21 protein-coding genes are annotated in these 26339 nt (G+C 68.2%); 10 read left to right on the top strand and 11 right to left on the bottom strand.

Translation table 11 applies throughout. The features are described from left to right. Positions 1–257: 257 nt before the first annotated feature. Genes IG171_RS02825 through IG171_RS02815 form a run of 3 tightly spaced genes read right to left on the bottom strand, consistent with a single transcriptional unit; the run spans position 258 to position 5148 of the window. The gene (locus IG171_RS02825) at positions 258–3011 is read right to left on the bottom strand and encodes a multicopper oxidase domain-containing protein (RefSeq protein ID WP_212129744.1); all 2754 of its coding nucleotides are present in this window, start codon (positions 3009–3011) and stop codon (positions 258–260) included. Continuing rightward, positions 3008–4210, bottom strand: coding sequence for a hypothetical protein (locus tag IG171_RS02820; protein ID WP_212129742.1), 1203 nt, complete (start codon positions 4208–4210; stop codon positions 3008–3010). Before IG171_RS02820 ends, IG171_RS02825 begins: the two co-directional genes overlap by 4 nt. Beyond that, positions 4207–5148 (bottom strand): helix-turn-helix domain-containing protein, encoded by a 942-nt coding sequence (locus tag IG171_RS02815; RefSeq protein WP_212129741.1) that lies wholly within the window; start codon positions 5146–5148, stop codon positions 4207–4209. Before IG171_RS02815 ends, IG171_RS02820 begins: the two co-directional genes overlap by 4 nt. Positions 5149–5556: 408 nt before the next feature. On the opposite strand from IG171_RS02815, the gene IG171_RS02810 reads away from it, so the two are divergent. From IG171_RS02810 to IG171_RS02775, 8 genes are all read left to right on the top strand, one after another. Beyond that, positions 5557–6780 (top strand): ATPase, T2SS/T4P/T4SS family, encoded by a 1224-nt coding sequence (locus IG171_RS02810; protein ID WP_212129739.1) that lies wholly within the window; start codon positions 5557–5559, stop codon positions 6778–6780. Further along, positions 6777–7781 carry a type II secretion system F family protein gene (locus tag IG171_RS02805; protein WP_212129736.1) on the top strand — a complete coding sequence of 335 codons (1005 nt, stop codon included), beginning with the start codon at positions 6777–6779 and terminating at the stop codon, positions 7779–7781. Before IG171_RS02810 ends, IG171_RS02805 begins: the two co-directional genes overlap by 4 nt. Next, a complete protein-coding gene (locus tag IG171_RS02800; RefSeq protein WP_212129734.1) occupies positions 7778–8716 on the top strand; it encodes a type II secretion system F family protein in 939 nt (312 codons plus the stop codon). Before IG171_RS02805 ends, IG171_RS02800 begins: the two co-directional genes overlap by 4 nt. A gap of 139 nt (positions 8717–8855) precedes the next feature. Beyond that, positions 8856–9056, top strand: a complete 201-nt coding sequence (locus tag IG171_RS02795; RefSeq protein WP_212131500.1) for a hypothetical protein — start codon at positions 8856–8858, stop codon at positions 9054–9056. Positions 9057–9062: 6 nt separating this feature from the next. Beyond that, positions 9063–9527 carry a TadE/TadG family type IV pilus assembly protein gene (locus IG171_RS02790; protein WP_249203998.1) on the top strand — a complete coding sequence of 155 codons (465 nt, stop codon included), beginning with the start codon at positions 9063–9065 and terminating at the stop codon, positions 9525–9527. Beyond that, a complete protein-coding gene (locus IG171_RS02785; RefSeq protein ID WP_212129732.1) occupies positions 9520–9957 on the top strand; it encodes a hypothetical protein in 438 nt (145 codons plus the stop codon). The genes IG171_RS02790 and IG171_RS02785 overlap by 8 nt, the downstream gene beginning before the upstream one ends. Before the next feature lies 1 nt (position 9958). Next, complete coding sequence (locus tag IG171_RS02780; protein WP_212129730.1) at positions 9959–10396, top strand: pilus assembly protein TadG-related protein; 438 nt, start codon at positions 9959–9961, stop codon at positions 10394–10396. 237 nt (positions 10397–10633) lie between these two features. Next, positions 10634–14386 (top strand): FtsK/SpoIIIE domain-containing protein, encoded by a 3753-nt coding sequence (locus IG171_RS02775; protein ID WP_212129728.1) that lies wholly within the window; start codon positions 10634–10636, stop codon positions 14384–14386. A 91-nt stretch (positions 14387–14477) separates the two neighbouring features. On the opposite strand, the gene IG171_RS02770 is transcribed toward IG171_RS02775, so the two are convergent. Continuing rightward, positions 14478–15554 carry a GNAT family N-acetyltransferase gene (locus tag IG171_RS02770; protein WP_212129726.1) on the bottom strand — a complete coding sequence of 359 codons (1077 nt, stop codon included), beginning with the start codon at positions 15552–15554 and terminating at the stop codon, positions 14478–14480. A gap of 44 nt (positions 15555–15598) precedes the next feature. On the opposite strand from IG171_RS02770, the gene IG171_RS02765 reads away from it, so the two are divergent. Beyond that, a complete protein-coding gene (locus IG171_RS02765; RefSeq protein WP_212129724.1) occupies positions 15599–16408 on the top strand; it encodes a purine-nucleoside phosphorylase in 810 nt (269 codons plus the stop codon). 11 nt (positions 16409–16419) lie between these two features. Beyond that, positions 16420–18261 carry a phospho-sugar mutase gene (locus IG171_RS02760; protein ID WP_212129722.1) on the top strand — a complete coding sequence of 614 codons (1842 nt, stop codon included), beginning with the start codon at positions 16420–16422 and terminating at the stop codon, positions 18259–18261. A gap of 162 nt (positions 18262–18423) precedes the next feature. On the opposite strand, the gene deoC is transcribed toward IG171_RS02760, so the two are convergent. The 7 genes from deoC to IG171_RS02725 form a co-directional block, all read right to left on the bottom strand. Then, positions 18424–19077, bottom strand: coding sequence for a deoxyribose-phosphate aldolase (gene deoC, locus IG171_RS02755; protein ID WP_212129721.1), 654 nt, complete (start codon positions 19075–19077; stop codon positions 18424–18426). Positions 19078–19113: 36 nt separating this feature from the next. Continuing rightward, the gene (locus IG171_RS02750; RefSeq protein WP_212129720.1) at positions 19114–20403 is read right to left on the bottom strand and encodes a thymidine phosphorylase; all 1290 of its coding nucleotides are present in this window, start codon (positions 20401–20403) and stop codon (positions 19114–19116) included. Positions 20404–20487: 84 nt separating this feature from the next. Further along, a complete protein-coding gene (locus tag IG171_RS02745) occupies positions 20488–20979 on the bottom strand; it encodes a cytidine deaminase (protein ID WP_212129719.1) in 492 nt (163 codons plus the stop codon). Between the two features lie 72 nt (positions 20980–21051). Beyond that, positions 21052–22335, bottom strand: a complete 1284-nt coding sequence (locus IG171_RS02740) for an ABC transporter permease (protein WP_212129718.1) — start codon at positions 22333–22335, stop codon at positions 21052–21054. A 1-nt stretch (position 22336) separates the two neighbouring features. Next, the gene (locus IG171_RS02735; protein WP_212129717.1) at positions 22337–23569 is read right to left on the bottom strand and encodes an ABC transporter permease; all 1233 of its coding nucleotides are present in this window, start codon (positions 23567–23569) and stop codon (positions 22337–22339) included. Further along, a complete protein-coding gene (locus IG171_RS02730) occupies positions 23566–25188 on the bottom strand; it encodes an ABC transporter ATP-binding protein (RefSeq protein ID WP_212129716.1) in 1623 nt (540 codons plus the stop codon). Before IG171_RS02730 ends, IG171_RS02735 begins: the two co-directional genes overlap by 4 nt. A 73-nt stretch (positions 25189–25261) precedes the next feature. After that, positions 25262–26329: a BMP family ABC transporter substrate-binding protein gene (locus IG171_RS02725; protein ID WP_249203996.1), complete on the bottom strand. Its 1068-nt coding sequence runs from the start codon at positions 26327–26329 to the stop codon at positions 25262–25264. Positions 26330–26339: the final 10 nt, after the last annotated feature.

Genomic DNA, 26339 nt, shown 5'->3' with positions numbered 1-26339 from the left:
CGCCACGCGGATGGAACGGCCTTTCCAGGTCGTGCTTGTACTGACATCTTCGACAGTACTACGACCTGTAGAACACTTTCTACACTTTGTAGAATTTGAGAATCGATCACCCGGAATGCGGACACGCACCGGCCGGACCGCGAGCGCTCGGCACCGTCGAGGCGGCGATCCGGCCCGGCAGACGCGGCGAGCGCGTGGCTGGGGCAGCTGACCGCGGACACGGCGATCGCGTGGCCTGGACAGCGACCGCGACCGCCTCAGTCGGTGACCTCGACGACGCCGTGGGCACCGCGTTCGGCGTCGACCATCGAGTGGTTGACGAAGGGGTAGTGACCCGCCTCGGCGAATTCGAGTTCGACGAACCCGCCCTGGGAGGCCGCGAGATCCAGGGTCTGGCTCGCCCCCTTCTCCGCATTGCCGCGTTTGAGCCGGTAGGCGCCTTCCTTGAACACGGTGTCGAACTGTCCCCCGATGATGTGGAAGGCGCTCGGCCGATTCGGTCCGGCGTCGACGACCCAGATGCGCACGCGCTCACCGACCTTCGCCCGGATCGGGTCGTGGTCGTATTGATTGGCGAAGCCGTTGAAGACCACGGCATCGGCCTCCTCACGTGCGACCTTGTCGGCGTCGACGACCCCGCCCTGGGGTCCCAGGTAGAGCTCGGACTGGACCATGAAGTACTCACGGTCGACATCGGGCAGGTTCGGCGGGTCGATGATCACGGCACCGAACATGCCGTTGGCGATGTGGCTCGACATCGGCATCGTCGCGCAGTGGTACAGCCAGGCTCCGGAGTGGGTGGCCGTGAATTCATAGGTCAGCGACTCACCGGGTGCGATCGTGCGCATCGGCTGGTCGGGGGCGAGTTCACCGGCGTGGAAGTCGATCGAGTGACCCATCGACCCGTCGTTGACCAAGGTGATCACGAAGGTGTCACCGACCTTCCCGCGCAGGGTGGGCCCGGGCATCGTGCCGTTGAACAGCCACAGTTTCTGCTTGACCCCGACGGCGACCTCGCGTTCGACCTCGCTGACGGTGAAGGTCTTCCTGTGCGTGGTCGCCTCGTCCGCCGGGGGCAGTGTCGCATCGCGGGCGGCGAAGTCCGCGCCCGGCTCGGCCATGAAGTCGAGATCGTCGGCCGCCGAATCGCCGCCGTCACCGGCCGCCGAGTGGCCCGAGGCTCCATTGTCCATGCCTTCGTCGTGTCCTGCAGCTGCGTCGGAGCCCTGACCGCCGGCTTCGGGTCCGGCGCCGGTGACGTTGACGGCGAAGACCATGCCCATCTGGCGGTGCCCGGCGATCGAGCACCACCCGTCGAGGTCCTCACCGACGACGCCGACGTCGAGGGTGGCGGATTCGCCGGGGCTGAGTCGACCGCTGTCGGCTCCGCCTTCGAGCACGAGGTCATGGACGTCCTGGTCATCGGTGTTCTTCACGTCGATGATCAGTCGGTTGCCGACCGGCACGTCGACCGTCGCCGGGGTGAACCGCATGTCCTTCGCCTCGACGCTCACCCGCGTCGTCTCCCCCGTCGGAGTCACCCCCGCCGAGGCGGACCCGGCCGTGACCGCGGTCGTGGCGGCAGGATCGATGGCCACTCCCCCGGCCACGGCGAGGAGGACGAGTGCCATCCCCGAGGCAGCCGAGGCCAGGGCTCGCCGATCCTCGAGCTTCTTCGCCGCCGCGCGCTCCTCCCTCGTCGGCCGCTTCTGCCTCTTCGCATCGGGCGGGTTCGCCTTCGCCCGGCGGGAGGCCCGCAGCCCCCGGAACAGGAAGGGCAGGAACAGGGCCAGCCCCAGAGCCACGAGTCCCGAGCAGAGGACTCGGACCCAGCTGGGAACCGGGAGCAGGCACACGGCCAGGCCGAGGTTGATGATGGTCAGGCGGAACGCGGCGAGGCGGTTGAACTCCTGGTTCGCCGCCCGCACGGCCGCCGGTCCCCCGCCGAGGACGACCGGCAGGAGGTAGGAGAGGGCGCCGAAGAGGATCTGCGCTGCGAACCCGGCCGCCAGCGCCGGTGTCAGCCAGGTGAACCCGGATGTGGCCGCGGCCCAGTCCGCGGAGGTGAAGAACACCCACGTTGTTGCGATCAGGCAGATGACCAGCCAGGACATGGCTGCCGCTGCCGAATAGGTCGGGTATTCCCGGGGCGGTTTCGCCATACCGACGCGGACGAAGGGGACGGCGATGACACCGATCCCGCCGAGGTAGCCGAGCAGTCCGATGCCCGCGGCCCACGGTTGCGACAGCAGCGATGCGGCCAGGGCGATGGCCAATCCGATGAGGAGGAGGGGAAGGCCGCGGCGGGCGGCCGCCTCGGCGCCGGGGATGATCTTCGTGCGCAGCATCGTCGACCACAGGGTCATGAGCGTGCCGATGACGGTCAGGCCGACCCAGCCGAGCAGGTTGAGCAGAGCGTGGGCGGCGAGCAGGCGCGAGTACCAGGGATCAGCGATGTCGCGGGCGAGGATGACGCCGAAAGTCGCGCCCACCGGCAGGATCGCAGCGGCGGCCAAATAGTAGTGGACGGTCCCGGCGAAACGGGAGGCCAGGGCGTGGCGGACCTTGGTCCACAGGTCGGCTCCGTGCCAGATGACGGCGGCGGCCACGGCCGCGGCGCCGATGATGACGATCGCCCACACGGTCGTCATCATGCCGATGATGACGACGAGAGTGCCGGTGTTGATGAGTCCGAGCCGGATGCTCTGGCTGCGACGGTCGTCGGGCGAGGTCGGGGTGTGCAGCAGTGCCTGCGCGAAGTACTGGGACCACACGAGGATCGAGTGGCTGACCGCACCCAGGACGAGGAGGTGGATCATCAGCCAGCGCGCCACGGGCAGTCCGGGGTGGGCGCCGACGACGATGAGGAGGAAGACGAGCCAGATGACGACGGGGATGTCGCGGACGATCCAGCGGCCGCGACCGATGCCGAGCTCGGCGTCGCGGTCGGTCTCGCGAGGGTCGGTCTCACGCGGATTGCGGTCGCCCGGGGAAGACAGCTGCGGGCTCATCGTGCGGTGTCCTCCTTCGTGGTGGGTGTGGGCGCGGTCGGCCCTGACGGCTCGCCGGCGGTGGGCGCGTCACTGGGCCTGGTCGGCTCAGTCGGTGCGCCGGGCGCGTCTGTGCGGTTCGGATTCGTGGGACCGCGGCGCTTCCTCGTGGCGATAATCGCCGAGGCGGCCGCGAGCACCGCGAATGCGAGCAGGGCGATGACGTTGAGCACCCCTCCCCACTGTCGGGCCCAGTCGAGTCCGATGCCGTCGCCGATGCCGATGCGCAGGATCAGCCCGAAGTGCAGCAGCACGGCAGGGAGGTAGAAGCCCCGGTTGTACGGCAGGCGGATCCGCAGCACGGCAGGCAGGATGACCGAGGCGTGGGCCATGATCATCGAGATCGCGAATCCGAGGAACACCGCGTGCACGGTGGCGTCGAAGGCGCGAGTGCCGGCTGTCGGGCCGCCGAGGACCCAGATGATTCCGGCCACGGCCAACCACACATAGCCGGCGAGCAGGCAGGCTCCGATGTACCCGGTCTGTCCGGGTGCGCGCACGGTGCGGCGAGCGACGTCGTTGCCGGTCAGCCACGCGACGAGGCCGAGCAGACCGACGCCCAGCAGCGGGGTGCCGAGGCTCGGCCACAGCAGCGCTGAGAGGAGGGCGAGGACGAATCCTGCGACGGTCAGGCGCAGCAGTCTCACGGCCGAGTCGCTGATGCTCACTCGGGCGAGTTCGAGGCGTTCGGCGGCGATGGTGAGGATGACGAAGCCGGCCATCCATCCGATGAGATTCGCCACCGGGGCCCCACCGAGCCACATGAGGCCCGCCCCGGTGAGCAGGGCGGCGCCGAGGGCCTGGATGAGGACGGCGTCGTCGAAGTTGCGTCTGAACAGAGGAATGTAGAGCACGGTCAGGGCCAGGCTGCCGGCCACGAGTCCGATCTGTCCGACGATGAGCGGGGCCGGGGTCAGCAGCACGATGGCCCCGAGCCCGAGGAGTCCGGGTGCGAGGAAGCCGACCGGTTTCGCCAGTGCCACGGCACGCTCGAGGGCGATGACGGTGCCGAGGAACCCGAAGACCATGAAGATGCCGTGCAGATCGGGCAGATTCTCTGTGCTCACCGGAGCCCAGACTCCGAGGAGGAGCAGGGCGGCGTCGAGGCCGGCGAGCATGGCCAGTCCGGCGGGGACGAGGAAGGCGAGGCGGCGGATCACTGCTCGACCTTTCGACCGGATTTCGGCGTCTCGGTGGTGCCGGCTGAGGTCTCGGCAGTGCCGGCCGGAGCCTCTGTCGAGCCACCCGCCGCCTCGGCGGTGCCGGCCGTGCTGTCCTGCAGGTGCAGGCGGCAGGCCCCGGGTTCGGAGAAGGGTTCGAGTTCGCTCTCGGCCGCGGGGTCACCGAAGACCTCGAGGGCTCCGCGGACCAGTCCGAGATGGACTCCGCAGACGATGTCGGGGTGCTCGTGGGCGGCTTCGAGCAGCGGGCACCGTGTCAACCGGTAGCTGCGCCGTTCGGTGGGGGCCTCGACGCTCGGGGACGCATCAGCCCCAACGGGTTCAGGGGCGAACCCGAGCTCGTCGAGCAGGGTGACCGTTTCCGCGGCGGCCGAGATCCCCTCGAAAGCGGAAGAACTCGCAGCAGCGCCGCCGGGCTCCGCCTCGGCGTCGACAGGGTCCGCCTCGTCGCCGGGCACCGACTCAGCGGCGGCGCGGTCTTCGGCGGCCTCCCGGGCGAGGTCACGGCCCCAGTCGACTCCGGCTGCGATTCCGTCTTCGCGCGGATTCGCGCTCGTGCGGTCGATGTGTGCGGCCAGCACCGAGGCCAGACCGAGGTATTCGGAGGTCCCCGTCCGCGGGGAGCCCGTGGCTCGATACAGCCAGGCCGGGCGTCCCCGGCCGGTCGATGCGGCCTTGGTCTTCGTGGCCGCACCGGCCTCGACGAGCTGGTCCAGGTGCTCGCGCACGGTGTTCTGATGCAGACCGGTCATGGCCGCCAGGGCCGAGATCGTCACGGCACCCGCCTGGGAGGCGAGGTGCTCGTGCACGAAGGCGACCGCCGGGGTCAGACCCGCCTGCGGAACCGCCGGTTCGGGCCCGAGCACCACCGGATCCTGATCTGCACAGTCGTCTGCGTCGCCGCGATTGTTTTTCACGGTTCCCATTGTAATAAACAGTGCTTGGTCCAGCGCGCCCGGCCCATGGTCGATGCCACAAGCGCCGCCGGCGGGAGATCCTATTCATCCCACCGGCGACGCGGCTCGTGTCCGTCCCACCGGAGACGGAGGTCCAGGCCACGTCGCCGGAAGGAATGGTGAGGAAAATCTATACCAGTCCCCGACCCCGCGCAAGGGCATGGTCTGCCCCATTCAAGAGCCCGGCCTCCCACCGCCCGGGCTGTTCGCATCAACGAAACTCACATTCTGTAACTACATCAGCGGGGTTTTCGACGGCGTTCATAAGTTATCCACAGATTGGAGAAATCACTGGATTCTCCATTCGACTACAGATAGGTTGAACAGCAGTTCTCGCTGTCACTCGAATGATCTGGGCAAGGGTTCAACGTGGAAGCCACCGAAGTCATCACCAGCGAGGTTCACAAACGGATCAGAGATCTCGACGTGGACCCACGCGCCGATATTCAGCGATCCCGCGAGCTCATTCGCACCGTCATCGCCGAATACGACGAACGCAGCCTCGTCGCCGATCTGCCTGTCCTCGAGGACAAGGAAGCGACCTTCCGCCACATCGACAATCAGCTCTCGGGATTCGGCGCCCTGCAGGACTATTTCGATGACGACCGCGTCGAGGAGATCTGGGTGAATAGCCCCAGTGAGGTCTTCATCGCCGTCGACGGAGTCCACCAGCTGACGACGACGAAGCTGAGCGTCGGTGAGCTCGACGACCTCATCGAGCGGATGCTGCGGACATCCGGCCGCCGTGTCGACTTGTCCCAGCCGTTCGTCGACGCCATGCTGCCCGACGGGTCGCGTCTGCATGTGGTGCTGCCGGACATCACACGGACCCACCCGGCGGTGAACATCCGCAAGTTCATCGCCCGTCCGCGCAGTCTCGCGAATCTCGTGGCGAACGGCTCGCTGACCTCCGGTGCCGCCGAGTTCCTCGACGCGGCCGTGGCCTCCGGTGCGAACATCCTCGTCTCGGGGGCGACTCAGGCCGGCAAGACCACCATGCTCAATGCCCTGGCCGGATCGATTCCGGCCCGGGAGCGCACGATCTCGTGCGAAGAGGTCTTCGAACTCAATCTGCCCAGCCGCGACTGGGTCCCGATGCAGTGCCGACAGCCCTCGCTCGAAGGCACCGGTGAGGTCTCCCTCCGGGCCCTGGTCAAAGAGGCCCTGCGCATGCGACCGACTCGCATCATCGTCGGCGAGGTCCGTGAGGCCGAGAGCCTCGACCTCCTCGTGGCGTTGAATTCGGGCCTGCCCGGGATGGGCACCATCCACGCGAACTCCGCACGAGCGGCGATCACGAAGATCTCGACTCTGCCCCTGCTGGCCGGGTCGAACATCTCCTCCGCGTTCGTCGTTCCCACCGTCGCGGTCAGCCTCGACGTCGTCGTCCATCTGCGCCGGGATCCGTCCGGGATCCGGCGCGTGAGCGAGATCTGCGCCGTTCCCGGCGGTGTCGAAGGCGATGTCGTCGAACTCGATACGATCTTCCACTCCCCGCGCGGGCAGCTCGTTCGCGGTCAGGGATTCGGCCACCTCGGCGAACGGTTCGCCGCCATCGGTCGGGATCTGCACGTCATTCTGGAGGCGGCATGAGCTATTCGCAGTACGCTTTGCTCATCGGCGCCTGCCTCGGAGCTGGTCTGTTCCTCATCTGGATGTCCCTGTGGCAGCGCCCGACGGGCGGGCGGACGCAGCGGCGATGGGTGCGCGAGCTCGACGATATGCTCACCGGCGCAGGCTTCCCCCGGTTGCGCCCCGGGCATCTGCTGCTCGTCTCGGTCATCGTCTTCGGCTTCGTCTCCGTCCTCTCCACCGTGCTCACCGGCTCCTGGGCGATCGCTCTGTGCTTCGGCCTCTTCGGCTCCTGGCTGCCACATCGTCTCCTGCAGCATCGGGCGCGCAGTCGTGAGGTGATGCGACGCGAACTGTGGCCGGAGACCCTCGACCATCTGAACTCCGGTGTCCGTGCGGGGCTCTCCCTGCCCGAGGCGCTCAGTTCCTTGGCCCACCGTGGGCCCGAACCCCTGCGGCCCCTGTTCGAGGTTTTCGCGGAGGAGCACCGGGCCAGCGGTTCCTTCGCTCTGGCGCTCGAGAGGTTCCGCCAGGTCGCGGCCGATCCGGTGGCCGACCGCATCGTCGTGGCACTGAGCGTGACTCGGCAGGTCGGCGGCAGCGATCTGGGCACCATGCTGCGGGCCCTGGCCCAGTTCGTCCGCGATGATGCACGCACCCGCAACGAGCTGACCGCCCGGCAGCAGTGGACCGTCAACGGTGCCCGCCTGGCCGTCGCCGCGCCCTGGGCGGTGCTCGCGTTCCTCTCGACCAGGCCGGAGACGGCCGCCGCCTACAATTCCCGGACCGGGCTGATCCTGCTGGCCGCGGGCTTCGTCGTCTCACTGCTCGCCTATCAGGCGATGAAGCGCATCGGCCGCCTGCCGACCGAGCCGCGGGTGATCGAAGGCTCCTCGCTCAGCTCAGCGAGCAGACGGTTCGCCGACGCCGCGGGCGAGAATGATGCGCAGAGTCCCACCGGGTTCACCACGCTCGGCGCCTCGGCACAGACCGTCACCGGCCGAGGCGGGCAGGCGGCATGAGCATCCTCGGCGATCAGCTGCCCGTGCTCGGCCTCGGGCTCTTCAACGGTCTGGCGCTGTGCCTGTTCGTCCTCTCCCTTCCGCCGCTGCGCCGGCCGACCCTGTCCTCGCGGATCTCTCCCTATCTGCGCGATCAGGAGTCCCTGGTCGACGTCTACGCTCCGCCGACGCCCCGATCGCAGGGTTTCGTCGGCCTGACGAAGTCCTCGCTGCTGACCTCGACCCTGTGGATCACATCGCGCATCACCACCGACGCCACACTCCGGCAGCGCATCGACCGCCTCGGCGGAAATGCCACGCTCGAACGCTTCCGCATCGATCAGGTGCTGAGCATCCTGGTCGGGATGATCGTCGCCGGCGGCCTGGCCGGGCTGCTGTCGGCCCAGCGGGGCTTCTCCCCCATCGTGACTCTCGTCCTCCTCATCAGCGGCGGCATCGCCGGGCACGTGTTCAACGATTGGCGTCTGAGCCAGGCCATCAAGAGCCATGAAGCCCGTGTGCTGGCCGAGTTCCCCACCGTGGCCGAGCTGCTTGCCCTGTCGATCACCGCAGGTGAGGGGATCGTCGAGGCGCTCGAACGCGTGTGCCGGACCTGTTCGGGAGACCTCGTCGACGAGCTGCGCGCTGCGCTTTCCGCCACACGCACCGGAACGCCGCTGGTCGAGGCCCTCGACGGCATGGCCACGCGGATCGCCATCCCCGAGATCGTCCAGTTCGTCGATGGGCTCGCGGTGTCGATGACTCGCGGCACTCCCCTGGCCGAGGTGCTGCGGTCCCAGGCGGCAGATGTGCGTGAGCAGTCGCGACGGCGCCTGCTCGAGCTCTCCGGCAGGAAGGAGATCGGAATGCTGATCCCCGTCGTCGTCTTCGTCCTGCCGGTCACCGTCATCTTCGCCGTGTTCCCGTCCCTGACCGTGCTCGACCTCAGCCCCTGATCGCCTCGATTCCCACGCCCTGATCACCCCCGAAGAAGGAGAGACCATGTTCCGTCAGTTCAGCTACCGACTCATCCCGCTCGTGCTCGGGCTGGTCGCGGGAGGGCTCGATCGCCGAGGCGGGAAGACCAGCACCGAGGTGACCGACCCCGGTCTCGGTCCCGGCCCCAGCTCTGATTTCGACTCCGATTTCGATCCGCCCGATCGTGGCGATGTGCCCGGGTGGGTCCTCATCACTCTGATGACCGCAGGGTTGGTCGTCGCCCTGTGGGCACTGGCCGGTGAGGCCTTCACCTCGATGTTCCAGGACGCCATGAATAAGGTCCGCGGAGCCGGGTGATCGGCGGTGTTCGCAGACGTGGACCGCGTGCGCACCCGCCTGGTATCGGACCGAAGGGCATGTGCCGGCGGCGAGCGCCCCGGAGGCGAGGGCGCCGACTCGGGTTCGGCCGTCGCCGAGTTCGCCCTCGTCGCCTCACTGCTGGCACTGATCCTGGCCGGGGCTCTGCAGATCGGTCTGGTCATCCACGTGCGCAACACGGTCATCGACTCGGCCATCGCAGGAGCCAGACAGGCGAGCCTGGCCGATCAGAGCCCACGCGACGGACAGAGGCTCACCGCCGAGCTCATCCGCGTGTCCATCGGCGAGCGCTATGCGCAGAAGGTCACCGTCTCGACCTCACGGCGCGGACAGGTCGAGATCGTCGACGTCAGTGTGAGCACTCCGCTGCCTGTCCTCGGCCTGTGGGGACCCGCCGAGGTCTGGCAGCTGCATGGCCGCTCCGTCGTCGAGGACGTCGACCGTGACTGACCCCGACCCCACGACCGAGCCGCCGGATTCCGGGACCGCGGTCATCGAATTCATCTTCGCCTCGGTCGTCCTGCTCATTCCCGTCATCTACCTCATGCTCACCCTCTCCCAGATGCAGGCGGCCAGCTATGCGACGACCTCGGCCGCGATCTCGGCCTCCCGGATCGCGGCCCGCGACGCGAACCCATCGGAGGCGCGAGCCGAGGCCGTGGCGAAGATGCATTTCGCCGACTTCGGACTCGACGGCTCCCCGTCGTCGATCACCTACTCGTGCGCCGGACCCTGTGGACACGCCGGATCCCTCGTCACCGCACGGGTCGAGACTCGCGTGTCGCTGCCCGGCCTCCCGCTCATCTTCGGCCCCGATCATGCCCCACACATCACTCTGCGGGCCAGCCACACCGATGTCGTCGCCACAGGAGCCGGATGAGATGGCCGAGGAGCCCGCCCACGAGTCGGACGCCGGATCGATCACGCCCCTGGCCATCGGCTTCGTCGTCATCGCCTTGCTGCTGGCGTTCCTCATCGCGGCGCTGACCGATCTGCACATGGCTCGGCGGCAGCTTCAGGGACTCGCCGACTCCGCGGCCCTGGCGGCCTCGGACTCCTTCGAACCCGCCCCCGGTGAGAAGCCGGGTCTCGTGTTCTCACCACCCGCGGCGAAGCGTGCCGCCGGCCGCTATCTCTCCGCCGTCCCGACGCCGCCGGACATGCACGACCTGCGGCTGAGCGCCGACGCCGACGGAGCGCACTCGGTGCGGATCCGGATCCACGCCCGCTACTCACCGGCGCTGCTGTCCCCATTCATGCCCGGACTCATCGACCTCCACGCCACGGCCTACGCCAGGGGCGCCCTCCGCCTGTCCTGACCGGATCAGTGTCCTGACCGGGGCGCCATCCTGCCCGCGTTCGCGACCGTGCCCGGGCCAGTGTCCTGACCGGGTCGGCGACCGTGCCCGGGTCGGCAAGCGCGTCCGGCACTCGGCCGCCGTATCCTGTGGATGTCCCGGCCACTCGCACGCACTCGCCCTGTGGACGCACGCCCTCCGTGCACAGGGGCTCATCGGCTCCTTGCCACCGCCTCGCGGCCGGGACAGCCTGTGCTCATGAGAACTCTGGGACTCGTCCACCGGATCGAGATAAACGGAGACGTCGAGAGCACCCGCATCGAAGCCGAATCGACTCAACCGGCGCTCGAGGTCTTCCGCGCCCTCTTCGGTCCCGCGCTCGGGCCCGATGACCTCCTCGAGGACAACCGCCTCGGCGACCGCAGCCTCGAGACCATCACCTGGGGCCACTGGCAGAGCCTCAACCCCATCACCGTCATCGGCGCACAAGACCTGCGGACCACAGCAGACGCGGCCCAGCCCGGGACCGAGTCCGAACCGGCCTCCGTGGTCGTCCTCGCCGGACCCGATTCGGGCTTCACGCTCACTGTCGACCCGCGGCGGGCGCAGCTGAGCCGACTGCCCCATGACTCCTCCCTGACGATCATCGACCCCTGCCTCTCCCGAACACCGACACCTCTGGCGATCAACGCCGCCGGCGGCCAGGAATCCATCCGCCGAGGTGCCACTGTCCTCGCCCCGGGAGTCGCACCAAAGTCAGGAAGCGCCCCACCGGTGAGGTCCCCACCGCCGCACCGGGGCGAGGACATCCACATCGCCCCGAAGACGATCGACGACCCCCGGCCTGCCCGTCCTCCGCAATGGTGGACCTTCCTCATCCCCATCGGCATCGGAGTGGTGCTGGCCGTGGTCACAGGGATGTGGTGGTTCCTGCTCTTCAGCATCTCCGCCCCGATCTCCGGCTACGTCGCCTACCTCGTGGAGAAGAGGCGCTACGCCCGGGACTGCGAGCAGTGCCGACACGAACGCCACGCGGCTGAGTCAGAGGCCTGCTCCAGACTGAGCGAGCTCGAGGCCGCCCAGCGTCGCACGGTCTTCGCCTCCGCGGGCCTGTGCTTGGGATTCGGGGCGATCCTCAGCGACCTCACCATCGCCGAGGAGCTGCAAGAGGGCGTCGATCATGTCGACGGTCGGGTCGTCTTGGAATCGGTGCCGATCCGGATCGACCCGATGAGCACGGCTGTGACCGTGACAGGAGAGGCCGAACAGCTGCGCACCATGGCCTTCGCCTGGCTCTCCGACCCCTGCTGCTCCTGGCGCCTGTCCGCCGAACTCGCGCAGCTGCCCGAGCTGGCCGGCACCGGCCTGGGCACCGACGTCGCCCCCTCCTCCCCGCCCCGACACGGACAGGCGACCGGAGAGCCCATCGACATCCGACTCGATGAAACAGCGCACCCGGCGGTTCTCACTCTCTGCGGCCCGCACACCGCGAGTTCGGTCTCGATAGCGTTGGGCACACTGGCGCAGGCGCGCACGAGCACATCGACAGCACCTCGCGGCCCGGTCCCCGGCCGCCCGATGGTCGCCTCTCTCATGCCGGCCGCTCGGTTCGTCGCCGTCCATCGGCGCCCGCAGACCGGGCAGGAACCGCAGCCGTGGCCCAGCCACGGCCTCGGCGAACTCTGCGACGACGCCCCGGAGGCGATCATCGAACGGTGGAGGCGAACCGCACCGGGAGCCGCCGTCATCGGGCGCGGCGAACAAGGTGATGTCGGCATCGACCTGTTCGGCGACGGTCCCCACGCTCTGGTCGCCGGAACCACGGGCAGCGGAAAATCACTGCTGCTGCAGACCTGGCTGCTGGCGATGGCTCTGGCCCACCCGCCTCGGCGGCTGCGCTTCGTACTCATCGATTTCAAGGGCGGCGCCACCTTCGCCGCCTTGCAGGATCTGCCGCACACCGACAGCGTCCTCGATGACTTCGATTCCGGTCTCGCCTTCCGCGCCCTCGTCTCGGTGCGTGCCGAGATCACCCACCGGGAACGGCTGCTGGCCGAGCACGGATGCGCCGATGTCCTCGACCTCGACGACCCGCCGCCGCGCCTGGTCGTCGTCATCGACGAATTCCATGCGCTCATGGCCGCTCATCCACAGGCCGCTGACCTGCTCGAACACCTCACCGCTCTCGGCCGCTCGCTCGGCGTCCACCTCATCCTCGCCACTCAGCGGCCCCTGGGCGTCGTCACCGGACAGATGAAGGCCAATATCAACATCCGCGTCTGCCTCCGGGTCCGCGACGAAACCGATTCCTTCGACGTCATCGGCACCGAAGCGGGTGCCGCGCTGCCGGCCGACAGACCGGGTGCCGCGTGCCTGGACACCGGCACGACCGTGACCCGATTCCGCGTCGCCGTGCCCTTCGGCACCGAATCCGGCGCCGAGGCGGCTCTCCGACCTCGAATGCGGCCCGGGAGTCCGGGACCGGTTCCGTCCCTGACCGGCGGGATCAGAGGCGTCAGCGTCGACAGCATCGTCGCCGCCGATGCTCGCATGCCCGATGCCGGACCACCACGACAGGTGGTGCGCCCGCCGCTTCCCTCAGTCGATGAGATGCCCATTCACTCGCCGGAGGAGATGCTCCCTGGGCAAGGATTGAACGGTGCAGGGGTCGGTGCCGGCGGGGCAGCCGAAGACAGAGCATCCGGGGACAGGTCCGCGACGATCACGGGAATCATCGACATGCCCGCCGAGCAGCGACAGGAGATCTGGGTCTACGAGCCCGAGGTCGACGGTTCGACGATCCTGACGTCGGGGAACCCGGAGATGACGGATTCCGTGCTCGTGCGGATGGCTCACGCCGCCGCACCGACCCGGCGCATCATCGCCTTGGGCAGGATCGCCTCGGCCCTCGACTGGGCGGAGATCACCTGCGGAATGGACACGGGATGGCGGATGCAGGTCATCCTCGACCATCTCGTCTCCGGCCCGACCACGGCCGAACGGCCGCCGAGCCTGTTAGTGTGCGGCAATTGGGCCGAACTCCTCGATTCGCTCGACCACCACTGGGCCCAGCAGCTGGAGCTCCTGCTCAGCCACGGGTCGAGTTCCGGGCTCGTGCTGCTGCTGGCCGGCTGCCGGAACGCAGTCGGCAGGAGCTCACGGTTCTCCACTCAGATCATCTTTCCTCCGGCGGCCGGCGAGGACGGTCTCAGCGTCGGCCTCAGCCGGCAGCGGTTCGCCGGTCGCTGGCCCGAGGCCCGGGCCGTGATCCGCGGCCCCCGCGTGTCCTCGGCAGGAAGCGACGGCGCGGATGTCCAGCTGCTGCCCTACGGCACCGGGGCGGCCGAAACCGTCGATTCTGTCGCTTCTGCCGGCCCCATCGGTCCTGGCGGCATCGTCGGTTGCGACGGTTCCGTGCGGCCCGGATTCGCACCGCGCTGGTCTGGTCTCGAACGCGGTTCGGGACCCGACGTCGCGGACCTGATCGCTGAGACGATTGAACTGTCCGGAGCGCCTCATTTTCCCAACGAGCCCGATCAGGCATCCCTTATCCCCATCGGCGTCGACGCCTTCGGCGAGATCGTCGCCTGGGATCCGGTGAAAGACGGTTCGGTGCTCACGGTCCGCGGTTCTTCGCAGAGCGGAAAGAGTGTGTTCGCCGCGCTGATGCACAGCTTGGCGACCCCCGCGGTCTCGACCCATGACGACGCCCACCGGGAGTCCGAACCGATCGACTGGGACTCACTCGACGGTGGCCTCCATGTGCTCACCATGCCGACACGCTTCACACCCGGCTACGGCTCTCCGCTGTCGAAGGCCCAGGGGCTCGGGCCCCTGCTCGTGCTCGGAGCGCACAGTCGCCAGGATCTCAACGGGCTCGGGCTCATCAGACGGACGCCTCTCGACGGGCAGCCCGGGACCGGATGGTTCGTCACCGAGGAACGTGCCCGAGCCGTCCGGATCTTCACCGCCGAAGAGGGCACAGCCCTGCTGCACAAGCGTTCGGCGTGAGGAGCGACCGCTGGCCGCCGTTCACCGGCGAGAACCATCATCCGAGATCGGAGCACGACCACCATCAGCCGGGATCAGACAATAGCTGCGATCAGTCGGCGGCAGAGGCAGGCCCGGTCAGCGTCTCGTAACGGTAGAGTTCGGCTGCCGTGCCCGATTCGAGCAGGCGGTCGGCGAGCGCCGAGATCACCGGCATCCCGCTCGTGACCTCGACGACGACATCGGCATCGACGGACAGGCGAGCCAACAGCAGCTCAGCATCGGCGACGGCCGCGGCGAAGTCCTCACCGGCTGCGTCAGCGGCATCGTCACGGGTCTCGAACATCGATCCGAGGATGAGCTCGGTCGGAGCCTCCTCATCGACCTGATCGACGACAGCGGACCCGGCCTGACCGCCCGGCTGTCCGGCACCCGACGGGTCTCCCGACTGCCCGGCACTGGTGCCGGGCTCACCGGCGGCCGGCAGGGTTCCGGCCGTCTCGTCGGCCTCGCGCGCATAGGACACGGCGAAGGCGCTGAGCCCGCCCGCCTCGGCGGTTGCGGCCGCACCGTTCAGCAGCGCCGCACCATGGGCCCCGGCCGCCTCGGACAGGAAGGCGTTATTCACCTGCCCGATCGTCAGCGGGCCCACGGCATCGTCACGGTTGACGGCGGTGTACCAGGCCTGGAAGGCCTTCGTCAGCTTCACCGATCCGGTGGCGATGATCTCGAGATCCTCGGCCCGGCCCCCTCCGGCCGGCGGCAAGGCCCCGGCGGGGACCTTGATCACCCGCGTCGTCGTCAGCGGAGTGAATCCGAGCGCCTGTGCGAAGGCCTCCCCCGAACTGCCGGCCTGAACTCGGGCACGCAGGTCGAGACCTTCGAGCCCGGTGCCTCGAGTCTCCGCGCACACGGCGTCGAAGAGCTCTCGCCCCTGCCCGTGCCCCCGCTCCTCGGCGGCGACCTCGACGTGCACCCAGGCCCGATGGGGGTGCAGCGGGGATTCGGCGATCGCGGCAGCGCCGACGGGAACGTCGGGGACCACCTCGGCGATGACGGAGCGGATCAGCGGAGAATCCGAGGACGGACGGAAGAGGGATCTGGCCATATGACCGGCCGGAGTGTCCGCATCGGCGAACACCTCGTTCAGGCGCAGATCGTCACCGTCGCTCAGCTCTCGAATGGGCATGTGCTCGCTCCTTGGGCGGTGGGGAACTTGATAATCTTGGCGTCATGACTGACTTAAGCGATCCTACCGCCGCCGCCCGCGCCGCGGCCACGACCATCAACTCCGCGGCGGGCATCGACTCCCACGACATCGCGCTCGTCCTCGGCTCCGGATGGGGCGGAGCCGCCGACCTCCTCGGCGAGACGATCAGCGAAGTGCCGGCGGCCGAGGTTCCCGGCTTCCACGCCCCGGCCGTCGAGGGCCACGGCGCCACCCTGCGCACCGTGCGCATCGCGGCCAGCGGCAAGCACGCGCTCGTGCTGGGATCGCGCACCCACTACTACGAGGGCAAAGGAGTGCGCGCCGTTGCCCACGGTGTGCGCACCGCGGCCGCGGCCGGCTGCTCGTCCCTCGTGCTCACCAACGGCTGCGGCGGACTCAACCGCAACTGGGCGGCCGGGACCCCGGTGCTCATCTCCGATCACATCAACCTCACCGGCACCTCCCCCATCGAGGGCGCGAACTTCGTCGACCTCACCGACCTCTACTCCCCGCGCATGCGGGCCATCGCCAAGGACATCGATCCGAGCCTCGACGAGGGCGTGTACGCCCAGTTCCGCGGCCCCCACTACGAAACCCCCGCCGAGGTGCGCATGGCCGGGATCCTCGGGGCCGACCTCGTCGGCATGTCCACCACGCTCGAGGCCATCGCCGCACGTCAGGCCGGTCTCGAGCTCATGGGCATCTCATTGGTGACCAACCTCGCCGCCGGCATCCAGGAGACCCCGCTGTCCCACGCCGAAGTCATCGAGGCCGGAGCCGCCGCCGCTCCCCGCATCTCGCAGCTGCTGGCCGATATCGTCGCGAAGCTCTGAGGAAGGACGCCATGACCCGCGTAGCCGATCGCTTCACCACCGGATTCGACGCCGAGGTGGTCCGCGCCTGGATCGCCGATGACCCGGATCCGCAGACGGCGACGACTCTGGAGCACATCCTCACCCAGGCCGAGACCGGCGACGAGGCGGCCGTCGCCGACCTCGAGGATCGGTTCGCAGGCCCCTTGGTCTTCGGCACGGCCGGTCTGCGCGGTGAGATCGCCGCGGGACCGAACCGGATGAACCGGGCCGTGGTCATCCGTGCCGCCGCCGGGCTGGCCGCGTTCCTCGCCGAGACCGTCGGTGAGGGCTTCCGCGTCGTCATCGGCTGCGACGCCCGTTATAAGTCTTCGGAGTTCGCGCGTGATACCGCCGCTGTGATCACCGCAGCCGGGGGCACGGCCATCCAGCTGCCCGAACAGCTGCCCACCCCGCTGCTCGCCTTCGCTCTGTCCCACCTGGGCGCCGATGCCGGGGTCATGGTCACGGCCAGCCACAATCCGCCCGCCGACAACGGCTACAAGGTCTACCTGGGTCAGCGTCCGCTGCTGGCCATCGAATCCGATCCCACAGCCGCCGAGGCGGGGGCCGGGTCCCAGATCGTCAGCCCCGCCGATGCCCTCATCGCCGAGAAGATCGCCGCGGTCGAATCGGTCGCGTCCGTCCCGCGTGCCGAGTCCGGGTGGGAGCACCTCGACGAGGGAATCGTCGAGACCTACCTCGACCGCATCGACGCGCTGGGGGTGCGGGCGGAGTCCGAGCTGTCGATCGTGCTCACCTCCCTCCACGGTGTCGGTGCCTCGGTCGCCGAGGCGGCCCTGGCCCGCACCGGCTTCGACACGGTCCACCCGGTGGCCTCGCAGCAGGCGCCGGACCCCGACTTCCCGACCGTGACCTTCCCGAACCCGGAGGAGGCCGGGGCCCTCGACGCCTCCTATGAGCTGGCCCGGGAGGTCGGTGCCGAACTCGTCATCGCCAACGACCCCGATGCCGACCGGTTCTCCGCCGCGATCCCTGACGCCTCGACGGCGACCGGGTACCGGCAGCTGTCCGGCGACGAGGTGGGCCTCCTCCTCGGCGAGGACGCCGCGACCCGTCTGGCCGCCGGCACGCACCATGCTGCGCAGGCCGGCGGCTCGGGTTCGGTCACACCGGTGTTCGCGAACTCGATCGTGTCCTCGCGCGGGCTGGCCGCAGCAGTCGGCAGCCACGGCTTCGCGGCGGTGAACACGCTCACCGGTTTCAAGTGGATCTCCCGCGTCGCCGGCCTCGCCTTCGGCTACGAGGAGGCACTGGGCTACTGCGTCGACCCGGCCGCGGTGCGCGACAAGGACGGGATCTCCGCGGCTGTCACCTTCGCGGCCCTGGCCTCGAGGCTCAAGGCGGAGGGATCGGGCATCGAGGCCGAACTCGATCGGATCCGCAGGCGCGACGGCTTCTTCGCCACCGCTCCGCTGAGCTTCCGCCTCGACGACGTCTCGCTCATCGCCACGGCCATGGCCAAGCTGCGGCAGAGTCCGCCGACGGCGCTGGCCGGATCCCCCGTCGCCGAGATCCACGACCTCTCGGGCGGATACCAGGGACTGCCGCCGACCGACGGGATCCTGCTGCTGTCCGAGTCGGGTACGCGGGTCATCGTCCGCCCCTCCGGCACGGAACCGAAGCTCAAGTGCTACCTCGAGGTCGTCGCCGAACCCTCCGAACTCGAGGCGGCGGCCGAGGCCGACGCCCGGGCCGCGGCCAATGCCGGAGTGCGACTGCCGAAGACCTCGGCCAGTGCCTCCCTCCAACCCGCACTGCGCGAACGTCTGACCTCGATCAGCACCGAACTCAAGGACTTCTTCGGACTGTGAGAGGAGCGTCGACGGCCCCGATCAAGGCGCAGCGCAGGTAGGCAAACGTTGAACATTCCACATCCGCGCTGCGCCTTGAACGACGCGGGAACGCAGGTGGAAAGGCGCCGACACGGAAGCGCGCACCCGACAGTTCAGGCCCGGAGGCGCAGGTGGAAAGGCTCAGTCGCCCAGGGCCTCGAGGATCCCCTTCGAGCCGGACAGGCCGAGGCGTGAGGCGCCGGCGGCGATCATCTCTTCGGCCGCCTCGACGGTGCGGATCCCACCCGAGGCCTTGACGCCGAGGCGATCGCCGACCGTCTCCCGCATGAGGGCGACCGCATGGGAGCTGGCCCCGCCGGCCGGGTGGAACCCGGTGGAGGTCTTGACGAAACCGGCACCGGCGGTCTCGGCGCGCCGGCACACCTCGCCGATCTGCTCATCGGTCAGGGCGGCCGATTCGATGATGACCTTGACCAGAGACCTGCCGCTGGCCTCGACGACTCCGCGGATATCGGCTTCGACGGCGTCGAAGTCACCGGCGACGGCAGATCCGATGTTGATGACCATGTCGACCTCGGCGGCCCCGTCGGCCACGGCCCGCTTCGCCTCGGCGGCCTTGATCTCGGGCTTGACCTGGCCGGACGGGAATCCGACGACGGTCGCGACGACGAGCTCTCCCGGATCGGCGATCGGCAGCATCGACGGGGACACGCAGATCGCGAGCACGCCGAGGTCCTTGGCCTCGGCGACGAGCGCGGCGACATCGGCCGGTGTGGCCTCGGGCTTGAGCAGGGTGTGGTCGATGATCGCGGCGACATCGGTTCGGCTGGTCATGGTTCCTCCCATGTGGTTGGTGTGGTGGTCATGGTCTCAGGTGATCTTGTCGAACACGATCGACTCCGGCACCGAGGCGGCGTCCCCGCCGATCTCCACCGCCGTCTCGAGGGATTCGACGGCGCGCGCGAAGCGCTCCGGGGTCGCCGTGTGCAGGGTCATCAGCGGCTGCCCGGCGGTGACGTGCTCACCCGGTTTGGCGTGGAGTTCGATGCCGGCGACGTCCTGCACCGGGTCCTCCTTGCGGGCCCGGCCGGCGCCGAGCCGCCAGGACGCCACTCCGATGCTCAGCGCGTCCATCTTCGTCAGCAGACCGGTCTCGGAGGCGGTGACGACCTCGGTGTGCTCGGCCACCGCCAGCGCCGCGGCCGGGTCGCCGTTCTGGGCGCGGATCATCTGGTTCCATTTGTCCATCGCCCGCCCATCGGACAGGGCCGCACGCACGTCGACATCGGTGCGGCCGGCCAGGCGCAGCATCTCCTCGGCCAGGGCCACCGTGAGGTCGACGACATCGGCGGGTCCGCCTCCGGCGAGCACCTCGACGGATTCGCGCACCTCGAGGGCGTTGCCGACCGTCAGACCCAGCGGTGTGGACATGTCGGTCAGCAGCGCCGAGGTCTTCACCCCGGCGGACTTGCCCAGATCGACCATGGTCCGGGCCAGCTGGCCGGCCTTGTCGAGGTCCTTCATGAACGCCCCGGAACCGACCTTGACGTCGAGGACGAGGCCGGAGGTGCCCTCGGCGATCTTCTTCGACATGATCGACGAGGCGATGAGCGGGATGCAGTCGACGGTGGAGGTGATGTCGCGCAGGGCGTAGAGCTTCTTGTCCGCCGGGGCCAGACCGGATCCGGCGGCGCAGATGACGGCCCCGATGTCCTCGAGCTGGCCGAGGATCTCCGCATTGCTCAGACCCGCCCGCCAACCGGGGATGGACTCGAGCTTGTCGAGCGTGCCCCCGGTGTGGCCGAGCCCGCGGCCGGACAGCTGCGGGACGGCGACGTCGAAGACCGCGACCAGCGGGGCCAGGGGCAGGGTGATCTTGTCCCCGACTCCCCCGGTCGAATGCTTGTCCGAGGTGGGCCGGGACAGTGACGAGAAGTCCATCCGCTCGCCGGAGGCGATCATCGCCTGCGTCCAGTCGGCGATCTCGGACGCCTCCATGTCGTTGATGAAGATCGCCATGGCCAGTGCGGCCATCTGCTCCTCGGCGACGACACCGCGGGTGTAGGCGTCGATCACCCAGTCGATCTGCTCCTTGCTCAGAGCCCGGCCGTCGCGTTTGGCGGCGATGACGTCAACCGCGTCGAATGCCTCTACTGTCACTGTCTCAATCCTTCGTCGATCGTGTACGGGCCCCGCCCCGCCGGTGGCGGTCGAAGTGGGACGGCCGCCTCGGCGGTGGGTCCTTCAGTGTTTGGCGCTGTGTGCGTCCCGGGCCTGGCTGAGGTGGTCGGGTCCGAACGCCTCGGGCAGGACCACGGACATCGGGGACCGTCCGCCGGGCATGTTGAGGATGAGGTCGTCGCCGCCGTGTTCGAACAGCAGCTGCCGGCACCGACCGCAGGGAACGAGCGTATTGCCGTCCCCGTCCACGCAGTCGAAGGCCACCAGGCGGCCGCCGCCGGACATGAACAGGTCGGAGACCAGCGAGCATTCGGCACAGAGGGTGACGCCGAATGAGGCGTTCTCGATATTGCAGCCGCCGACGATGCGACCGTCGTCGACCAGACCGGCCGCTCCCACGGGATAGGACGAGTAGGGCACATAGGCTTTCGTCATCGCTCTTCTCGCCTCCTCCCGCAGCAGCCCCCAGGTGCCCTCGCTGAGGTCATCGGGGCAGACCGGGGTCGGTTCCTCGCTCCAGGCGTGTTCGGAGGTGTTCGGTTCGGGGACAGTCATGGGGATACCTCTTCCTTCGGAGTGTGACTGTTCGGTTCACGAGGGGGTGGTGTCATGTCGCATCAGGCGTGGTCACTTGACGTAGGGGACGCCTTCGGCCGCGGGCGGGCGGACCCGACCGACGAATCCGGCGACGGCGAAGACCGTGACGATGTAGGGAAGCATGAGCAGCAGCTCATTGGCCACGGGGGTGCCGATGGACTGCAGAGTGTTGCCGAGGCTCTTGGAGAATCCGAACAGCAGGGCCGCCAGCAGGGCGCCCTTCGGGTTCCACTTGCCCAGGATCATCGCGGCCAGGGCGATGTAGCCCTGGCCAGCCGACATCTCCTTGCCGAAGGCCAGTCCCGAACCGACGGTGAAGAAGGCTCCGCCGAGTCCGGCGATGGCGCCGGCCAGCAGCGTATTGCGCACGCGAGTGAGGTTGACCTTGATGCCGACGGTGTCGGCGGCCTTCGGATGCTCGCCGACGGCGCGCATCCGCAGCCCCCACTTCGAGCGGAAGACGAAGATCTGGAGGGCGATGACGACGACGTACATGATGTAGACGAGGATGTTCTGGTCGAACAGCACGCGCCCGAGCACCGGAATGTCCGACAGCAGCGGCACGGCCAGGTCGGGCAGCTTCTGGCGGGCGTTCCACAGTCCCGGGTCCTCGGTCAGCACCGTCGAGTAGAGGAAGCTCGTGACACCGACGACAAGGACGTTGAGGACGACGCCGATGATGATCTGGTTGACCCAGTACTTGACCGCGAAGAGGGTGAGGATCACGGCGACGAGCGCACCGGCGATCGGGGCGGCGAGCAGACCCGCGTAGGGGTTCTTCACCACCGAGGCGACGACGGCGGCGAGGAATGCCCCGGCCAGCAGCTGTCCTTCGATGGCGATGTTGATGATGCCCGAGCGTTCGCCGACGAGGCCGCACATTGCGCCGAAGATCAGCGGCACGGACAGGGCCAGGGCCCCGGCCAGCAGGGTCGTCATCGGGATCACGCCGCCGGACCCGCCGCCGGCCCAGGCGAGGAAGGAGACGACGAACAGTACGCCGAAGAGCATCGGGAACCAGGAGCCGAGACTGATTCGCCTGACCGCCGCGAAGACCGACACGACGGCCATGATCACGAGCAGGATGCCCAGGATCAGTCCGGCGACGGTCGAGGACACGACGAGGTCGGGGATGGCGAAGAAGTCTCCCTCGGTGGCGACCCGGAACGTCGTCTCCCCGTCACGGCCGATGAGGCCGAAGAAGACGAGGGAGACCAGGGCCAGAATCGAGTAGACGATCGGGTACTTCCAGGCGATCGGGGCCACAGCCCTGACGGGAGTCGAGGGTGTGGTGTCCACGGTCTGAGCGGTCATCTCAGTCCTCCTTCCGCTTGAGCACCGGCGTGGGCAACCGGAAGATCGACCTCACCAGGGGTGGGGCCGCGATGAGCAGCACGATCACGGACTGGACGACGAGCACGATGTCGATCGGTGTTCCGGTCTGTGACTGCATGAGGTAACCGCCGGCCTTGAACGCACCGAAGAGCAGGCCGGCGAGGAAAGTGCCCAGCGGTTTCGACCGTCCCAGCAGAGCCACGGTGATCGCGTCGAAGCCGATCGAACCGCTGATGCCTCCGGTGAGTTTGAATTCAGTGCCGAGCACCTGTGCGGCGCCGCCGAGGCCGGCCAGCGCACCGGCGACGATCATGACCAGGATCGTCACCTTCGACACGGAGATGCCGGCGGTGCGTGCCGCGTGCGGGTTCGCGCCGACGGCCTTGAACTCGAACCCGATCGTCGAGCGGTCCAGCAGCCACCACACGAAGATGGTGGCGAGGACGGCGAGGACGAAACCGACATGGAGACGGAACGGAGCCGGCAGGAGCAGGAACATCTGCGCGGAATCGTCGACCACCCGCGACTGCGGATTCGCCGAGGTGGTGTGGGTGAACCAGTTCTGTTTGAGCAGATATCCCAGCGCATACCCGGCGATCGAGTTGAGCATGATCGTCACGATCACCTCGTTGGCCCCCGTGCGCGCCTTGAGGACACCGGCGATGCCGGCCCAGACCGCTCCGCCGATGATGCCGCCGATGACGGCGATGAGCATGTGGACGAACGGGGGCAGATCCAGCGCATAGCCGAGGAAACCGGCCAGCGTCGCGCCGAGGATGACCTGCCCCTGACCGCCGATGTTGAACAGACCGCAGCGGAAGGCCAGGGCGATGCCGAGGCCGGTGAGGATGAGCGGAGTGCCCGAGACCATCGATTCGGTCAGCGGACGGATCGCCCGCTCGGCCGTGCGCGCATCCCAGTCGAAGACGGCGCCGCGGAACAGGGCCGAATACGCATTGCCGACGGTGGAGAACAGGGTGGAGAAGAACTCTCCGGGGGCGGCGAAGAAGTTCTCCGCCGCGGCGACGACCTCGGCGTTGGACACGGCGATGAGCACACCGCCGAGGAGCATGGCGAGCACGATCGCCAGCGGGGAGACCAACCAGGAACCGGACAGGATCTCCTGCAGCAGGTTCTGCTGCCGGCCGTCCTGGGTCTCGGTGTCCGGTGGCGGTGCCGGTGATGGTGCCGCCGGTGAGATGTCAGTCGTCATTCGGTCTCCTCCGCCGAGGGGGTGGCTGAGTTGTCATCGGCAGGCTCCGGCGAGACGGGTTCCGCGGCCGAGCTCGCATCCGTCGCCGAGCTCGGATCGGCGGTCGCGGCCAGCGCTTCGTCGGCGGGGACACCGGCCATCATCAGTCCCAGGGCCTCCCGCGAGGTGTCGGGGCCGACGATGCCGACGATGCGGCCGGAGTACATCACCGCGATGCGGTCGGCAAGGCCGTAGACCTCGTCGAGTTCGGTCGAGACGATCAGACACGGGGTTCCGGAGTCGCGCTCGGCGATGACGCGCTTGTGCACGAATTCGATCGATCCGACGTCGAGGCCGCGGGTGGGCTGGCTGGCGATGAACAGCCGCAGCTGACGACCCAGCTCCCTCGACAGCACCACCTTCTGCTGGTTGCCGCCGGACAGGGTGGAGATCGGATCGGCGACACTGCCGAGGCGGATGTCGAATTCCTCTTCCTTGCGTTTGGCCTCTTCCGTGATGACCTTCGGTCTGAGGTTGAGCCCCTTGGCATAGGGCTCACGGTCGTAGACGTCGAGGATCATATTCTCTCGGATCGAGAACTCGGCGATGATGCCGTCGGTCGACCGGTCCTCGGGCACGAATCCGATGCCCGCGCCGAGGCGGGTCTTCACCGACTCCCCCGCGAGGTCCTTCCCGTCGAGGGTGATGGTGCCCACCCGCGGCTGGGTCAGCCCGATGATGGTCTCGGCCAGTTCCGTCTGCCCATTGCCCTGGACACCGGCGACGGCGAGGATCTCGCCGCGACGAACGTCGAAGGACACATCATCGACGACGACGTTCTCGGCCTTGTCGACGACGGTGAGATTCCGGACGTGGAAGCTCGCCTCGCCGGGATCGGCTTCGTCCTTGTCCGTCGTCAGGGACACGGCCCGTCCGACCATCTGGCTGGCCAGCTCGGCCTCGGTCGAGTCCGGGGAGGCCTCGCCGACGATCCTTCCGCGACGGATGACGGTGATCGAGTCGGCGATCGCCCGGACCTCGCGCAGTTTGTGGGTGATGAACACGATCGAGGTGCCCTGTTCCTTGAGCTGACGCATGATCGCGATCAGCTCATCGGTCTCCTGCGGGGTGAGCACGGCAGTGGGCTCGTCGAGGATGAGGATCTTCGCGTCGCGGGACAGGGCTTTGATGATCTCGACGCGCTGCTGCGCGCCGACGGGCAGGTCCTCGATGAGCGCATCGGGATCGAGATGGAAGTTGAAGCGCGAGGAGATCTCGATGACCTTCTTCCGCGCCTCGGCGAGGTCGAGCAGCCCGAGGCTCTTCGTCGGTTCGTAGCCCAGTGCCACGGATTCGGCGACGGTGAACACGGGCACGAGCATGAAGTGCTGGTGGACCATTCCGATGCCGGCGGCCACGGCGTCGCCGGGGCCGGAGAACGTCACCGGTTCGTCGTCGATGAGGATCTCTCCCCCGTCGGCGTCATAGAGTCCGTAGAGGACGTTCATCATGGTGGACTTGCCGGCACCGTTCTCACCGAGCAAGGCGTGGATCTCACCCGGTTCGATGGTGAGATCGATGCGGTCGTTGGCCACGAACGACCCGAACACCTTGGTCATCCCGCGAAGCTCGAGTTTCACTGCTCCCGGTTCTCCTCACGAACTCGAAAACTGCAGGGCCGAAGGACTCGGCCCTGCAGTTTGACCTATGCGCTTATTTGGGCGTGCTCTCGGACTCGACGGTCAGGCTGCCGTCGATGATCTGCTGCTTGAGCTCATCGACCTTGTCCTTGACCTCGTCGGGGACTTCGTCGTCGAAGTCGTGGTACGGAGCGAGCCCGACGCCCTCGTTCTCGAGCGTGCCGACATAGGGTTCGGACGTGAACTCGTCGTTCATGCCCTCCTCGACGGTGTCCTCGACCGCGTTCGCGATCTGCTTGACCACCGAGGTGAGGATGATGTCGCCGTACTCGGTCGACTCGTAGCCGTCGGAGTCGACCCAGACGAGCTTGACGTCCTCGGCTTCCTTCGCCGCCGCGGCCGCACCGAGGCCCACGGGCCCGGCAACGGGCATGATGATGTCTGCGCCCTGTGAGATCAGCTGCTTGGTCAGCTCCTGTCCCTGGCCCTGGTTCTCGAAGTCGCCGGAGAACGATCCGTCCTGCTTGTCCTTGTTCCAGCCGAGCAGCTTGACGTCTTCATCGTTGTCCTCGTTGAACTTGTCCACACCGTCGGCGAATCCGTCCATGAAGATCGTCACCGACGGAATCTGAATGCCGCCGAAGGTTCCGACCTTGCCGGAGTCCGTCGTCGCCGCTGCCACATAGCCGGCGAGGTAGGCGGCCTCGGCGGTGTTGAAGACGACCGGCTTGGCGTTGTCGATGGTCACGGGATTGCCGTCAGCATCGGAGAAGGTCGAGTCGATGAGGGCGAAGTTGAGGTCGGGGTTCGCCTCGGCGGCTTCCTGGATCGTGTCCTCGAGGAGGAACCCGACGCCGAAGGTGAGGTTGCATCCCTGCTGGACCATATTGTCGACGTTCGGGCCGAAGTCGGCATCGCCCTGCGATTCGGCGAGCTGCTCCTCGACGCCGAGGTTCTTCTTCGCCGCGGTCATGCCTTCACGACCGGACTGGTTGAAGGACTGGTCGTCCCAGCCGCCGGAGTCCGAGACCATGCAGGCGAGGTAGTCTTCGCCGGAGTCTCCGCCTTCACCCGAGCCGCAGGCCGAGAGCACGAGGGCTGATGCGGCGATCATCGACACCGCTGAAGCGAGCTTCTTCACGTTTTCCCTT

Source organism: Brevibacterium sp. SMBL_HHYL_HB1, from assembly GCF_018208375.1.
Classification (GTDB): Bacteria; Actinomycetota; Actinomycetes; order Actinomycetales; family Brevibacteriaceae; genus Brevibacterium; species Brevibacterium intestinavium.
This window is presented reverse-complemented; position numbering and strand designations above follow the sequence as displayed.

What these genes read in the sequence shown, in the direction of transcription:
- IG171_RS02825 (WP_212129744.1), bottom strand. Translation starts at nt 3,011, where the DNA reads ATGAGCCCGCAGCTGTCTTCCCCGGGCGACCGCAATCCGCGTGAGACC.
- IG171_RS02740 (WP_212129718.1), bottom strand. Translation starts at nt 22,335, where the DNA reads ATGACCGCTCAGACCGTGGACACCACACCCTCGACTCCCGTCAGGGCT.
- IG171_RS02745 (WP_212129719.1), bottom strand. Translation starts at nt 20,979, where the DNA reads ATGACTGTCCCCGAACCGAACACCTCCGAACACGCCTGGAGCGAGGAA.
- IG171_RS02765 (WP_212129724.1), top strand. Translation starts at nt 15,599, where the DNA reads ATGACTGACTTAAGCGATCCTACCGCCGCCGCCCGCGCCGCGGCCACG.
- IG171_RS02805 (WP_212129736.1), top strand. Translation starts at nt 6,777, where the DNA reads ATGAGCTATTCGCAGTACGCTTTGCTCATCGGCGCCTGCCTCGGAGCT.
- IG171_RS02780 (WP_212129730.1), top strand. Translation starts at nt 9,959, where the DNA reads ATGGCCGAGGAGCCCGCCCACGAGTCGGACGCCGGATCGATCACGCCC.
- IG171_RS02735 (WP_212129717.1), bottom strand. Translation starts at nt 23,569, where the DNA reads ATGACGACTGACATCTCACCGGCGGCACCATCACCGGCACCGCCACCG.
- IG171_RS02760 (WP_212129722.1), top strand. Translation starts at nt 16,420, where the DNA reads ATGACCCGCGTAGCCGATCGCTTCACCACCGGATTCGACGCCGAGGTG.
- deoC (WP_212129721.1), bottom strand. Translation starts at nt 19,077, where the DNA reads ATGACCAGCCGAACCGATGTCGCCGCGATCATCGACCACACCCTGCTC.
- IG171_RS02800 (WP_212129734.1), top strand. Translation starts at nt 7,778, where the DNA reads ATGAGCATCCTCGGCGATCAGCTGCCCGTGCTCGGCCTCGGGCTCTTC.
- IG171_RS02770 (WP_212129726.1), bottom strand. Translation starts at nt 15,554, where the DNA reads ATGCCCATTCGAGAGCTGAGCGACGGTGACGATCTGCGCCTGAACGAG.
- IG171_RS02775 (WP_212129728.1), top strand. Translation starts at nt 10,634, where the DNA reads ATGAGAACTCTGGGACTCGTCCACCGGATCGAGATAAACGGAGACGTC.